This window comes from Neoroseomonas eburnea, from assembly GCF_018129005.1.
Taxonomy (GTDB): domain Bacteria; phylum Pseudomonadota; class Alphaproteobacteria; order Acetobacterales; family Acetobacteraceae; genus Neoroseomonas; species Neoroseomonas eburnea.
The window spans coordinates 1-13,355 of record NZ_JAAEDL010000012.1; the positions used below are offsets into that span (position 1 = coordinate 1).

Genomic DNA, 13,355 nt, shown 5'->3' on the forward strand with positions numbered 1-13,355 from the left:
ACCGCGGCGGCGCGGGGCGCACAGCCGGGCGCGGCCTGGGCGGCGCCGGGCGCGGTTCCGGCGGCGGGGGCTGCTGCGGCTGCGGTGGCGCGGGTGGGGGCTCCGGCAGCGGTTCGGGTTCCGGCAGCGGCTCGGGCGGCGGCTCCGGCGGCGGAGTTTCGGGCACCGGCTCGGGTTCCGGCGGCGGAGGTTCGGGCGGCGGAGGTTCCGGCGTCGGCTCAGGCACCGGCGGCGGCAGTTCGGGCGGCGGTGGCTCGGGCGGAGCGGGCTCCGGCGGCGTCTCCGCGATCGGCGTCGCGGTTTCCTGCGGAGCGGCTGCGGGCTCCGGCTCGGCGGGGGCGGCGGCCGGGGTCTCCTCGGGCGGGCGCTCGGCCACCACGGCGACGACCTGAACCGGCTCCGGCGTCGCGGGACTGCGGGGGGAAACGGCGACGAGCAGGAGGAAGCCCGCCAGGCCGCCATGAAGCAGCAGCGCGACGCCGGAGGCCACCAGGCGCGGACCCCAGGGCGGCGTATCCTGCCCCGGTTCCCGGCTCGGTTCAGGGGGCAGCGGCTCCCTCCCGGCCCGCGCGAGAGGCGCGGCCATGGATCAGCGTGCGCCGGCGGCGGCGGGCTCGGCCTCCGCGATCAGCGAAACCCGCGGAATGCCCGCAGCGGTCACGCGGCCCATGATCCGCAGCACTTCCCCGTAGGGTACGGAACGATCGCCGCGCACATGGACCGCGATCTCGGGGTTCGCCGCCTTCATCGTGGCGAGCCGGGCGGCCAGGGCCGGTTCCGCCACGCGCTCCTCACCAATATGCACCGCGCCGTCCCGCGTAACGGTCAACACGACGGGCGGGGACGGGTTCGACACCCGCGGCGCCGCGCTGCGCGGCAGGTCCACCGGCACGCCGGAGGTCATCATCGGCGCCGCGACCATGAAGATGATGAGCAGCACCAGCATCACGTCCACGAAAGGCGTGACGTTGATCTCGGACATCGGCGCGGCGTCGTCGTCCTCGCCGCTGTCCCCGCCCATGGAGAATGCCATGGGACCTACTCCGCGGCACGGGGGGTGGCAGCCACGCCGCCACGTGGCGGCCGGCCGGACAGCCGCGCGCCCGTCGCGGCGATGGCGGCGAGCGCATCGGCGCGCAGCCCCGCCACGCGGCGGGCGATGCGGTTATAGCCGATCACCGCCGGGATCGCGGCGAACAGGCCGATCGCGGTGGCGAGCAGCGCCTCCGCGATGCCCGGCGCCACCACGGCGAGCGAGGTGTCGTGCGCCTGCGCGATGCCCTGGAAGGAGCCCATGATGCCCCAGACCGTGCCGAACAGCCCGACGAAGGGTCCGACCGCGCCGGTGGTGGCGAGGAAGGCCGTGCCGGTCTGCGCCCGGCGGAGCGTCCCGGCCAGCGTCTCGCGCATCGCGCGCTCGATCCGCTCGCGGTATTCGCCGCGGCTCTCGCCGTGGTCGCGCCCTTCCGCCCATTCGCGCGCCGCGGCGCGCTGCACGCGGGCCGCGAGCCCCTCCCCGTTCGCTGCCGCCGGGTCGCCGGCATCGGCGAGGCGGCGGACCTCGCGCTGCAACTGGCCGAGCAGGATCGCCTTCTCGATCATGATCGCCCAGCACACGATCGAGGCAAGCACCAGCGCGGCCATCACGCCCTGCACCACCGGCCCGGCCTGCAGCACCAGGCCGAGGATGGAGAGGTCCGGCGCGTGGGCGAGGGATTCCACCGGCGCCCCGGCCATCGGCGGCGCCCCGGCCGCGATCGGCGCGACGGATTCGGCGCCCGGCATGGAAGCCGCGGGCGCCAGCGCGTCGGCCGGAGTTCCGAGGGGCGTGGCGGGAAGCGCGGGCGCCGCCGTGGCGGCCGCTTCGCCGCCGGCCGGCGCCACGGGGAGCGGGGGCCCTTCCGGCACCGCGGACGTTGCGGTCGCCGCCGGCATTGCCGGCGCAGCGGGGTCTGCGGTCCCGGCAGGCAGGGGCGGCGTCGTGGGCGTTGCTGGCGGAGAGGGGGCCGCTGTCCCGGCGGGCACGGCGGTCGGTGCGGCAGGGGTTGCGGGCGCGGCCGCAGCGGCAGGCGCAGCGGGCGCGACTGATTCGGGATTCATGCCACCTCCGCCCATGGCCGAAGAAGGTTGTGATCGACGCCCGTCAGGGCGACCTGGGCCCCGTGCCCGGAAGCGAGATCCACCATCGCTGCGGCCAACGGCCCCTCCTGCGCGAACGCGGGCGCGGCCGGGGCCGGGGACGGACCGAAACCCACAGGACCGTTGGCAGACGCGCCCAGGGACGACGCCTGGTACAAGGACGACATAGTGGGGGAACCCCAGGCTGGAACGGGGCGGAGAATATGCAATTGAGAGTGCTTCGCAATAGCGAAATGCAACATTGTCGCGGGCATGGGCCAGGGCTACCGATCACATTTCGCGGTTGACGGCCGGCAGGAAGGTCGAGCCAGGCCTTCACCCTCACCCCCGCCAAGGACCGTTGGCCTCTCGACAACCGATACCGGCAATCCGCAGATCCGGGGAGCCTGCCCCCGGCGGGGGCGTTCGAGGGCGCGACGCCCGCCCGATCCCGAGTGTGTTCCCCGCAAGACGCGCCGGATCTCAGGTGTGCGAAGCGAACGAGACGCTGGTGTCCTGCTCGCGAAGTCCGCCGGATGTCGGACGAAAGAAGCGGACGAGCAGGCCACCGAAAATGAAGGCTGGTGTCCTGAGGCCAACCTCCGCCGGACGTCGGACCCGGGGCATTAGACGCCCAGCACCGAGGCAGCCTCCGCCACCGCCGCCTCCAGCGCCCCCGGGCTGAAGGGGGAGGTCAGCCCCGCCGAGGCCACCAGCCCCTGGAACGGCATCGAGCCGCCGCGCCCGCACAGCGCCACGTAGGCATCGAGCGCGCCGGCCGCGTCGCGCCGCGCCCAAAGCCAGAACTGCAGCGCGCAGCACAGCGCCAGCGTGTAGTCGATATAGTAGAAGGGCGAGTTGTAGATGTGCTGCTTCGCCTGCCAGCGCCCGCCCTTCGCGGCATGGGCGAGGTCGCCGTAGTCGCTCCATGGCATGTAGAGCCTTTCCAGCCGCTGCCAGATCGCATGGCGTTCGGCGGGAGTCGCGTCCGGACGGGCGTAGACCTCGTGCTGGAAGTGATCGACGCAGACGCCGTAGGGCAGGAAGGCCAGCGCCGAGATCAGGTGCATGTGCCGGTAGCGTTCCGCCGCGCCATCCTCCACCAGCAGCCCCATATGCGGATGCGTGAGGTATTCGAGGCCCATGGAGTGGATCTCCGCCGCCTCCATGGTCGGCCACAGATAGTCCACGCCCGGCTGGTGCCGGCTTTCCCAGCACTGGAAGGCGTGGCCCATCTCGTGGGTGAAGACGCCGATGTCGTTGTGGGTGCCGTTGAAGTTGGCGAAGATGAAGGGCGCGCCGGTGGTGGGGAAGGCGGTGCAGAAGCCCCCGCCCGCCTTGCCCGGGCGGTTCTTCAGGTCGAGGAAGCCGCCCTCCCGCATCATGGCGTAGAAGTCCGACATGCGCGCGTCCATGCGCGCGAACATCTCCTGCGCGGCCATCACCAGCGTGTCGTGGTCACCGGCCGGCTTCGGGTTTCCGGCGGGGTCGATGAGCGCCTCGTCCCAGTAGTGCAGGCGGTCCCAGCCATGCGTCGCGCGGCGCTGTTCGAGGATGCGCGCGACGAGCGGCGTGACGTGCCGCGCCACCGCTTCCCGGTATCGCGCGACATCCGCCGGCCCGTAGTCGAGCCGGCGCATGCGGCGATAGGCCAGCGGCGTGAAGCCGGCATCGCCGAGCTTGCGCGCCATGCCGCTGCGCAGATGCACGAGCTGGTCGTAGATCGAGTCCAGTTCCTCCCCGTTGGCGGCGAAGAAGGACCAGCGCGCGGCCTCGGCCTCGTGGCGGATGTCGCGGTCCGGATCCTCGGCGAAGGGGGTGAGGCCGGCGAGGTTCACCTCCTGCCCTCGCACCGACACCCGCGCGCCGGCGAGCAGCGCGGTGTAGCGGGCGCAGAGGCGTGATTCCTCCTCGGTCTCGGCGGCGATGGCAGGGTCGAAGGCGGTGATGTCGGTCTCCCACAGCGCGACGGCGTGCCGCCCGGCCAGCGCCTCTAGCCCCGCGCGGTCGCCATCGGCCAGCAGGCGGCGTTTCAGCGCGGTCTCATGCGTCGCCGCCTCGGGGGCGAGCGCATCGGCGTATTCGCGGTCGGCGACCGCCGCCTGGTCGGTGGTGTCCTGCGCAAACTTCAGGTGCACCAGCGCGGACCAGGTCTCGTAGCTGCGCCGCGCCGCGTCCCACATCGCCAGCGCGCCGGCGCGGTCGCCGGCATCGAGCCGCGCATCGATGGCGGCGTGCGCGGCGGCCAGGCTTTCCCTGTCCGGTCGGGGTGCGGCGATCTCGGCGAAGCGAAGGGTCATTGCGGGGGCCTCGGGCACGGGTTCGCAGGCCACCTCGCGCCACGGCCCGCGCAGCGTCAAGCGCCCGGTGGACGCGGCGCGCCGATGCGGCCACCCTCGGCGGCCGGAGGATGCCATGCCGAGACTGATGTCCACCCTCGCCCTCGCCGGCCTGCTGCGGGAGGCCGCGCCGGCGCTCGAGGCGGCGCTCGGCGCGCCCGTGCAGGTGGACCTGGCGCCGACCAGGACGCTGGAAGCGCGCATCCGCGCGGGCGAGCGCGCCGACGCCGCGGTGCTGACCGCCGAGGCGATCGCCGCACTCTCTGCCGAGGGCGTGCTGGACGGCATGACGGCGCGTGCGCTCGCGCATTCGCGGGTCGGGATGGCGGTGAAGGCCGGTGCGCCGCGGCCCGACATCTCGGATGTCGAGGCGCTGCGGCGAACGCTGCTGGCGGTGCCGTCGCTCTGCTACTCGCGCGCCGGCGCCAGCGGCATCTTCTTCGCCGGGCTTGTCGAGCGGCTCGGCATCGCCGACCAGGTCGACGCCAAGGCGATCGTCATCCCGCAGGGCTTCACGGCGGAGAAGCTGCTGACCGGCGAGGCGGCGATCGCCTTCCAGCAGATCAGCGAGTTGATGGAAGTGCCGGGCATCGACATCGTCGGCCCGCTGCCCGAGGGCGCGCAGACTGTCGCGGTGTTCTCCGGCGCCGCCTTCATCGGCGCGGCGGGCGGCACGGCGCTGCTCGAAGCGGTGGCGCGGCTGTGCACGCCGGCGGCGTTGCGCGGCAAGGGCCTCGACGCGCCGGGCTGATCCTTTTTTGCGCGTGACCCGGTCGCATCACACGGCCTAGCCTCCTGGCAACCATACGGGGGGAGGAGTTCATGCACCGACGCAGCGCCCTGCTCGCAGCCCTTGTCACGCTTGCCCCGCTCGCCGCCGGGGCGCAGGCGCCGGGGCAGGAGGTGACGATCGCCCTCGGCGCTCCGCCGGCCAGTTTCGACCCGCACTTCTTCGCGCATTCGCCGTCCTTCATGGTGCAGCAGCACGTCTTCGAACCGCTGGTCTGGCGCGACGCGCAGAGCCGCACCATTGCCGCCCTCGCCGAACGGTGGGAGATGCTGCCCGACGGGCTGGGCTGGGACTTCCACCTGCATCCGGATGCGCGCTTCTCCGATGGCCAGCCGGTCACCGCCGCCGACGTCGCGGCGACCATCGCCCGGCTGCCCAACGTGCCGAACAGCCCGGGGCGACTGACCATCTACACCAACCAGGTGCGCGCGGTGGAAGCCGTCGGGCCGCGCACGGTCCGCCTGCTGACGAGCGGCCCCGCGCCGCTGCTGCCGGAGAACATCCCGCCGCTGATGATCGTGCCCGAGCGCATCGCGCGGGAGGCGACGACGCAGGACTTCAACGCCGGCCGCGCCGCCATCGGCTCGGGCCAGTACCGCCTGGCCTCCTACACCCAGGGGGAGCGCGTGGTGCTGGAACGCAACCCCGCCTGGCGCGGCACGGCTTCCCCCTTCTCCCGCGTCACCTTCCGCGTCATCGCCAATGACAGCGCGCGCGTCGCCGCATTGCGCGCCGGCGACGTGCAGCTCATCGAGCTGGTGCCGCCGCGCGACATGGCGATGCTGGAACGCGACGCCAACATCTCCATCTGGCGCAGCCCGGGGACGCGGCTGATCTACATCTCGCTCGACGTCTCGCGCGATGCCTCGCCGGGCGTCGCGGATCTCGACGGCCAGCCGATGGAGCGCAACCCGCTCAAGGATGCGCGCGTGCGCCGCGCGCTCTCCCTCGCCATCGACCGGGAGACGATCCGGCGGAACATCATGGAAGGCCAGTCCGTGCCGGCGGGGCAGATGCAGGCGGTGGGCCTCGGTGTCGCCGATCCCGAGCTGAAGCCAGATCCGCATGACCCCGCGCGCGCCCGCGCCCTGCTGGCGGAAGCGGGCTGGGGGCAGGGCTTCACCCTCGTCTTCGCCGGCCCGAACGACCGCTACGTGAACGACGAACGCGTGCTCCAGGCGGTCGCGCAGTACTGGCAGCGCATCGGCATCCGCGTCCGCGTCGAGGCGATCCCGTCGAACATGTTCTTCCCGCGCTCCGCCCAGCGGGCCTATTCGGCGGCGCTGACCGGTTGGCAGTCCTCGGCCCATGAGCCGAACAACATCTTCGCCCCGGTGCTGCTGACGGAGGACCGCTCCCGGGGCTGGGGCACGGTGAACCGGCACGGGTATTCCAACCCGGCGGTGGACGCGATCTACTCGCGCGCCGTGGTGTCGATGGATGCGGGCGAACGGCAGCGCCTGTGGCGCGAAGCCATGCGGATCGCCATGCAGGATGCGCCGGTGCTGCCGATCCACCACCAGGTGAACATCTGGGCGACGCGGCGCGGGCTGACCTACGAGGCGCGGTCGGACGAGTACACGCTGGCGATGTCGCTCGGCGTGGTGCGCTGATGGCGGGACCCGGAGTGGCGCGCCGCCTCTCCCCGGACCTCTCCCCGCCAAGGCGTAAGGCCCTTGTGGCCCGATGCACGAACGGTTGGTGGGAGCCACGCAGCCATCCGGCCACCCACGTCAGTATGCTGGAATGGGTGACGGGGTGGGGGTGCGGGCCGGTGCCGGCCCCGGAAACGCGCCGCGAGGCGCGCATTCAAACGGGCCCTGAGGCCCTTCGGCCTCCGGCGGGTGGGGTTTCGGGGAGGGCAGGGCCCTCCCAGCCCGGCCCCCCTTCCGGCGCGGCTTCCGCACGGGCAGGATCGTCCCCCAGCGTCGGAGGAACCCGCATGTCCAAGGTCATCATCACCTGCGCCGTCACCGGCGCGATCCACACGCCGTCGATGTCGGACCACCTGCCCATCACGCCGCAGGAGATCGCCGAGCAGTCCATCGCCGCAGCCGAGGCTGGCGCCTCCATCATCCACCTGCACGCGCGCGACCCGATCGACGGCCGCCCGACGCCCGATCCGGCGGTGTTCATGCAGTTCCTGCCGGTGATCAAGCAGTCCACCGACGCGGTCATCAACATCACCACCGGCGGCGGCCTCGGCATGACGGTGGACGAGCGGCTCGCCGCGCCGCTGCTGGCCAAGCCCGAGATGTGCAGCCTCAACATGGGCTCGATGAACTTCAACATCGCGCCGTCCGCCGCGCGCGTGAAGCACTTCAAGCACGAGTGGGAAAAGCCCTACCTGGAGGGCACGACGAACTTCATCTTCCGCAACACCTTCCAGGACATCGAGCAGATCGTCGAGCGCCTGGGCAAGGGGCACGGCACGCGCTTCGAGTTCGAATGCTACGACATCGGCCACCTCTACAACCTGGCGCACATGCTGGACCGCAAGGTGGTGGAGCCGCCGCTGTTCACCCAGACGATCTTCGGCATCCTCGGCGGCATCGGCGCCGAGCACCGCAACCTGATGTTCATGAAGGAGACGGCCGACCGCCTGTTCGGCAAGGACTATGTGTGGTCCGTGCTGGCGGCCGGGCGGCATCAGATGCCCTTCGTCACCATGGCGGGGATGATGGGCGGCAATGTCCGCGTCGGGCTGGAGGACAGCTTGTGGATCGGCAAGGGCAAGGCGGCGACGTCCAATGCCGAACAGGTGGCGAAGATCCGCCGCATCCTCGAGGAATTGTCGCTGGAGATCGCGACCCCGGCCGAGGCGCGCGCGATGCTGAAGCTGAAGGGCGGCGACCTGGTCGGGTTCTGACGCGCCGCGGCGCTGGCGCGGCTGGACACGACCGCGCCCGCATCCTGCGCGACCTGCGCGATGCGGGCGCGGCCCGGGCGTTTCCCCCCGCGGGCCGGCGGCGGCGAGGAGGAGATGACCTCGTCGGCGCTGCCGGCGCGATCACCGCATCGCGGCGATGTCGATCACCTCGATGTTCGGCAGGCCGGCCACCGTACCGATCACGGTCGCCGCGCCGGTCTCGAGGTTCACGCGATGCAGCGCGGCGCCGGCCAGCAGGAAGCCGGTGTTGCCACCCTGTCCATCGGCCAGGATGTCGAAGGCGACGCCCGGCGGCAGCGTCGGTGCCACCTCGCCGCGCGGCTGCTGCACGCCGTCATTCGGCGGCGCCTGCAGGTTGAAGCTCCGCGTCAGCGTGTCGATGGTGTAGAGCGCCGTCGCCTGCATGCCGGCGATGCTGTTGGTGTAGGCGCCCGCGACGATCCGCGGCGGCGTCTCGGCGAAGGGCGTGCCCGCTGCGTATTTCAGCGTGCCGTCCCGCACCGCTTCCCCGGTGTCGACGTTCACGCGCAGGTTCGCCCCACTCACGCCCATGACGCGCAGGCGATTGGCGACCGGGTTGAAGTCCACCGTGGCGCGACCGCCCGACTGGAATTCGGTGTTCAGCCGGCTGACCTGGGTCGCGCGGCCGGTGGCGGGGTCGATGGCCACGATCTGGCCGCGCTCGGTCACGCCGTAGAGGCGGCCATCCTGCGGGCGCTGGTCGATGCCCAGCACGCGACCGTCGGTGCCGGTGATGCGCATCGGCGCCGAGGCGCGGCGCGTCTCGCTGTCGATGCGCAGCAGCGCATTGTCGGCGGTCAGGCCCAGGAGCGTCGTGGCGCCGGCAGCCTGGACGGCTGCGATCATGCCGCAGGCGGCAAGCGCGAGGCGAAGCGTGGTCGTCATGGCGGTGTCTCTCCATGTCAGGGCGAGGCCGCCAACGACCCCGCTGACCGCCTTACGGGGCGAAGGGCATGCCGGATGCAGCAGTCCGATCACGGTGTCGCGACCGTGAGGCCGGGGCCGCCACCCGTTTCCCCTGTCGGTGCCGGAAGCAATGCACCCTCGCCTCTTGCCCGGCCCGCCGCGGATCGCCATTGAGGCGGAATGTCCCTCGATGCCGACCTCCTCGCCGACCGCCGCCGGCTGCGCCGCCGCCTGACGCTGTGGCGGGCGCTCGCCATCCTCTCGGTCTTCGGCATCCTGGCGGTGCTCGCCGGGCTGCGCGGCGGACAGGTGCTGCCCGGCGCGGCCCATGTGCTGCGGCTGCCCGTCTCCGGCTTCATCACCGAGGACCGCCGCGTCATCGCGGCGCTGGAGGAGGCGGCGAAGAACGCCGCGGTCCGCGCCCTGATCATCGCCATCGACAGCCCCGGCGGCACCATGGCGGGTGGCGAGGCGCTGCACGCCGCCCTGCGCCGCTTCGCCGAGCGCAAGCCGGTGGTGGCGGTGATGGGCGCCACCGCCGCCTCGGCCGGCTACATGGCGGCACTGCCTGCGCATCGCATCATTGCCCGCGAATCGACCGTGACCGGCTCGATCGGCGTCCTGCTGCAATCCTTCGAGGCGTCTGAACTGCTGGAGCGCCTCGGCGTGCGGCCGCAGATCTTCACCTCCGGCCCGCTCAAGGACCAGCCGAGCCTGTTCCGCCCGCTGACCGAGGAAGGCCGCGCGGCGATGGAGCGCGTGATCCAGGATCTGCATGCGCAGTTTGTCGCCATGGTCGCCGCCGGGCGTCACATGGAACCCACCCGCGCCCGCGCCCTGGCAGACGGTCGCGTCTTCACCGGCCGCCAGGCGCTGGAAGCAGGGCTGGTGGATGCCATAGGCGGCGAACCGGAAGCGCGCGCCTGGCTCGCCGCCGAGCGCGCGGTCCCGGAGGGCCTGCCCGTGCGGGACGTCGAGACTCGCGGCACGGCGGAGCGCCTGCTCACCTCCGCCACCGAATCGGTGATGAAAAGCCTTTTTTCGGAATGGCTTGGCGTTGACGCCCCCCGCGCCGTTTGGCAGCCTTCGCGCTGAACATAGCTCTAGTGCGCTCATGGCGCCGTGGCTGGTCCAGGCCGCGCCCGGGGGAAGGCCAGCATGACGAAATCCGAGTTGATCGCGCATCTCGCAGGCGCCAATCCGCACCTGCGCCAGCCTGACGTGGAGTTGATCGTCACCACGATCTTCGATGAGATCACGGCCGCGCTGGCCCGTGGCGACAGGGTCGAACTGCGCGGCTTCGGCGCCTTCTCGACCAAGGCGCGGGACCCGCGCACCGGCCGCAACCCCCGTACCGGGGAAGCGGTGGAGGTCTCGGCCAAGTCGGTGCCCTACTTCAAGCCGGGCAAGGAACTGCGCGAACGCATCAACAAGGCCGGCCCGGCGGCGCAGCGGCGAGTGGCGGCGCGGGCCTCGGCCTGATAGGGAGGCGCCCATGCGCCTGATCCTCTTCGTCCCGCTGGCCGCCGTGGTGGTGCTCTTCGCGCTGTCGAACCGACAGGCGGTCGACCTCCGCCTCTGGCCCTTCGACATCACCTGGACGGCGCCGCTCTCCCTCGCGGTGCTGGTGCCGGCGGCCTTCGCCTTCCTGCTCGGGGCGGCGATCGTCTGGATCGCGGACCTGCCGGCGCGACGGCGCGGCTGGTCGGCACGGCGGCGCGCGGAGGCCCTGCAGAAGGAACTCGACCGCATCCACGACCTGGAGAAGGCCGCCGCTGCGGACCGGCTGGCGGGGCCGGCCACGTGATCGCCAAGCCTTCGGACAGCGCCGCCCGGGTCATCCCGGCGCTCGACACCGGCGACCTCACACGGGCGGAGGCCATGGCAGCCTCCCTCAGCGGGCATTGCGGCCTGCTGAAGGTGGGGCTCGAGCTGTTTTGCGCCGCTGGCGGGCCGGCGGTCACGGCCATCGCGCGGCATGCGCCCGTCTTCCTCGATGTGAAGCTGCACGACATTCCGAACACGGTGGCGGGCGCGCTGCGTTCCCTGCTGCCGCTGCGCCCCGCGATGGTCACGCTGCATGCCGGCGGCGGCCCGGCGATGCTCGCCGCCGCGCGGACCGAGGCGGAGAAGGCCGGTGCGGACCGCCCGCTGCTGCTCGCCGTCACGGTGCTGACCAGCATGGATGCCGCGGCGTTGGCTGCGACCGGCGTGGCGGACGCGCCCGCCGCGCAGGTGCTGCGACTGGCGAGGATGGCCGTCGGCGCCGGCGCCGACGGGCTGGTGTGCAGTCCGCAGGAAGCGGCGCTGCTCCGGGCGGAACTCGGTCCCGGACCGGCACTGGTGGTGCCGGGCGTGCGGCCGGCCGGCAGCGCCGTGGGCGACCAGGCACGGGTCGCCACCCCGGCCGAGGCGGTCGCCGCCGGCGCCGACTGGATCGTCGTCGGCCGGCCGATCACCGGCGCGGCGGATCCGGCCGCCACGGCGGCCGCCATCGCCGCCTCGATCCCGGGCTGATCCCGTGCCGGTCGAGGTCAAGATCTGCGGCATCCGTAGTGCCGAGGGCCTCGACGCCGCCATCGATGCGGGCGCCGACCTGATCGGCTTCGTCTTCTTCCCACCCTCCCCCCGCGCGGTGACACCGGCGGAAGCGGGCGCGCTCTCGGCGCGCCATGCCGGCGGCCCGGTGCGGGTCGGGCTTTTCGTCGATCCGACCGATGACGAGATCGCGGCCGCGCTCGCCGGGGTGTCGCTCGGCCTGATCCAGCTCCATGGCGAGGAGACGCCGGACCGCGCCGCCGCGATTCGCGCCCGCTTCGGCGTGCCGGTGATGAAGGCGCTCGGCATCGCGGAGGAAGCCGACTTCGCCTCCGTCGCCGCCTTCGCGCCGGTGGTGGACCGCTTCCTCTTCGATGCGCGGCCGCCGCCTGGCGGCCCGCTGCCGGGCGGCAACGCCCAGCCCTTCGAGTGGCGCCTGATGGCCGGCCGCGCCATTCCGCGCCCCTGGCTGCTGGCGGGCGGGCTGACGGCGGGCAATGTGGCGGAGGCGATTCGGACCGCGGGCGCGCCGGGGGTGGATGTCTCCTCCGGTGTCGAACGCACGCGGGGGGTGAAGGACCCGGCGCTGATCCGCGCCTTCGTTGCCGCCGCGAAGGGTTGACGCACGCCGGGGCGCCGGCCCAGCGTGGCGCCGTCCCGCCGGAGGAACGACTGATGCGCCTGCTGCCGCTGCTCCTTGTCCTGTTGCTCGCCGCCTGCGCCAGCGGGCCGCGGCCGGACCCTTTCACCTATACAGGCTCCGGCGGGCAGCCGATGGGCGCCGAACTCTGGCTGCCCGAGGGAACCGAGCGCGTGCCGCTGGTCATCGTCTCCCATGACGTGCGGGGCAAGCGCGACGCGCAGCTCAACGACTACGTCAATGCCCTGAAGGGCGCCGGTGCGGCGGTGCTGGTGCTCGACCACTATTCCTCCCGCAGCATCGACGTGTCGCGGCCGCCGTCGGAACGCGCCTGGGTGACGGCACTGGATTTCGCGCTCGATGCCTATGGCGCGCTCGACAAGGCGACGGAACATCCGCGGATCGACCGGCGCCGCGTCGGGCTGGTGGGCTTCGGCGAAGGTGGCGGCGGCGGCGTGCTGCTCGCCGCGCATACGGCGGTGCAGCAGGGGCGCCCGGCCAATGCGGCGCGATTCCTCGCCGTCGCGGCGGTCACGCCGGAATGCGGCTATCGCCTGGGCAACCGCGACACCGGCCGGCGGCCGATCCTGATCATCGTGGCGGACCGCGACAACCGCACGGGCAAGGCGCCCTGCGACGATCTCGGCTCCTACCTGCGCGCGGCGGGCGGGAACGTGACGGTCAACACCTACCGCAACGCGCGCCACGGCTTCGACGACCCGCCGGGGCCGGTGCGCGCCGACCCGCAGGGCGAGAACATCACCCGCTGCGTCTGGCAGCAGGGGCCGGACGGGCTGTGGCGGGAACGCGCCTCGGGCATCTCGGGCATCTCGCTGTTCCGCGCCGGCGCGAATGACGCGACGCTCGCGGCCTATGTGCGGAGCCGCCAGGCCTGCCGGACGCTGGGCACCGAGACGCAGGGCGATGCCGCGCTGCGTGGGCGCGCGGTGGGCGAGGTCGCGGGCCATATGCGGCAGCATGTGATCGACGTGCGGGTGCGGTAGGAAAGGTCGGGGGGAAGGAATTCCCCCCGAGCCCCCCTTCTTCTTTGGTAACCGTCATGCTGCGCCCGCGGCGCCGTAGTGCCCCGGATTCCCAAGGAAGGGATGGGGA

The 13,355-nt window shown here is 72.7% G+C and carries 14 protein-coding genes and 1 pseudogene; 9 read left to right on the forward strand and 6 right to left on the reverse strand.

Annotation, left to right across the window (positions count from 1 at the left end):
- From GXW74_RS13270 to GXW74_RS13290, 5 genes and pseudogenes are all read right to left on the reverse strand, one after another.
- Positions 1 to 586 (reverse strand): annotated as a pseudogene (locus tag GXW74_RS13270) (hypothetical protein); the annotation flags it as partial.
- Between the two features lie 3 nt (positions 587 to 589).
- Entirely contained in the window at positions 590 to 1,033 is a 444-nt protein-coding gene (locus GXW74_RS13275; protein ID WP_211846997.1) for an ExbD/TolR family protein, read from the reverse strand.
- Positions 1,034 to 1,038: 5 nt separating this feature from the next.
- Positions 1,039 to 1,785: a MotA/TolQ/ExbB proton channel family protein gene (locus GXW74_RS13280; protein WP_246523306.1), complete on the reverse strand. Its 747-nt coding sequence runs from the start codon at positions 1,783 to 1,785 to the stop codon at positions 1,039 to 1,041.
- Between the two features lie 311 nt (positions 1,786 to 2,096).
- On the reverse strand, positions 2,097 to 2,393 hold the full coding sequence (locus GXW74_RS28770) for a hypothetical protein (protein ID WP_408903872.1): 297 nt from the start codon (positions 2,391 to 2,393) through the stop codon (positions 2,097 to 2,099).
- A gap of 351 nt (positions 2,394 to 2,744) precedes the next feature.
- On the reverse strand, positions 2,745 to 4,418 hold the full coding sequence (locus GXW74_RS13290) for a M3 family oligoendopeptidase (protein ID WP_211846999.1): 1,674 nt from the start codon (positions 4,416 to 4,418) through the stop codon (positions 2,745 to 2,747).
- Positions 4,419 to 4,533: 115 nt separating this feature from the next.
- On the opposite strand from GXW74_RS13290, the gene GXW74_RS13295 reads away from it, so the two are divergent.
- The 3 genes from GXW74_RS13295 to GXW74_RS13305 all read left to right on the forward strand — a co-directional run bounded on the left by GXW74_RS13295 (position 4,534) and on the right by GXW74_RS13305 (position 8,116).
- Complete coding sequence (locus tag GXW74_RS13295; RefSeq protein ID WP_211847000.1) at positions 4,534 to 5,208, forward strand: substrate-binding domain-containing protein; 675 nt, start codon at positions 4,534 to 4,536, stop codon at positions 5,206 to 5,208.
- A gap of 71 nt (positions 5,209 to 5,279) precedes the next feature.
- Positions 5,280 to 6,860, forward strand: a complete 1,581-nt coding sequence (locus tag GXW74_RS13300; RefSeq protein ID WP_211847001.1) for an ABC transporter substrate-binding protein — start codon at positions 5,280 to 5,282, stop codon at positions 6,858 to 6,860.
- A gap of 329 nt (positions 6,861 to 7,189) precedes the next feature.
- On the forward strand, positions 7,190 to 8,116 hold the full coding sequence (locus tag GXW74_RS13305; RefSeq protein ID WP_211847002.1) for a BKACE family enzyme: 927 nt from the start codon (positions 7,190 to 7,192) through the stop codon (positions 8,114 to 8,116).
- A 141-nt stretch (positions 8,117 to 8,257) separates the two neighbouring features.
- Here GXW74_RS13305 and GXW74_RS13310 read toward each other — a convergent pair whose 3' ends face one another.
- Positions 8,258 to 9,043, reverse strand: a complete 786-nt coding sequence (locus GXW74_RS13310) for a DUF4394 domain-containing protein (protein ID WP_211847003.1) — start codon at positions 9,041 to 9,043, stop codon at positions 8,258 to 8,260.
- Positions 9,044 to 9,244: 201 nt separating this feature from the next.
- Between GXW74_RS13310 and sppA the strand changes: the two genes are divergently transcribed.
- The 6 genes from sppA to GXW74_RS13340 all read left to right on the forward strand — a co-directional run bounded on the left by sppA (position 9,245) and on the right by GXW74_RS13340 (position 13,246).
- Positions 9,245 to 10,159: a signal peptide peptidase SppA gene (gene sppA / locus GXW74_RS13315; RefSeq protein WP_211847004.1), complete on the forward strand. Its 915-nt coding sequence runs from the start codon at positions 9,245 to 9,247 to the stop codon at positions 10,157 to 10,159.
- 63 nt (positions 10,160 to 10,222) lie between these two features.
- Positions 10,223 to 10,546, forward strand: a complete 324-nt coding sequence (gene ihfB, locus GXW74_RS13320) for an integration host factor subunit beta (protein ID WP_211847005.1) — start codon at positions 10,223 to 10,225, stop codon at positions 10,544 to 10,546.
- Between the two features lie 13 nt (positions 10,547 to 10,559).
- A complete protein-coding gene (locus tag GXW74_RS13325) occupies positions 10,560 to 10,871 on the forward strand; it encodes a lipopolysaccharide assembly protein LapA domain-containing protein (protein WP_211847006.1) in 312 nt (103 codons plus the stop codon).
- Entirely contained in the window at positions 10,868 to 11,581 is a 714-nt protein-coding gene (pyrF, locus tag GXW74_RS13330; RefSeq protein WP_211847007.1) for an orotidine-5'-phosphate decarboxylase, read from the forward strand. The genes GXW74_RS13325 and pyrF overlap by 4 nt, the downstream gene beginning before the upstream one ends.
- 4 nt (positions 11,582 to 11,585) lie before the next feature.
- Positions 11,586 to 12,224, forward strand: a complete 639-nt coding sequence (locus GXW74_RS13335) for a phosphoribosylanthranilate isomerase (RefSeq protein ID WP_211847008.1) — start codon at positions 11,586 to 11,588, stop codon at positions 12,222 to 12,224.
- Between the two features lie 53 nt (positions 12,225 to 12,277).
- On the forward strand, positions 12,278 to 13,246 hold the full coding sequence (locus GXW74_RS13340) for a dienelactone hydrolase family protein (RefSeq protein ID WP_211847009.1): 969 nt from the start codon (positions 12,278 to 12,280) through the stop codon (positions 13,244 to 13,246).
- Positions 13,247 to 13,355: the final 109 nt, after the last annotated feature.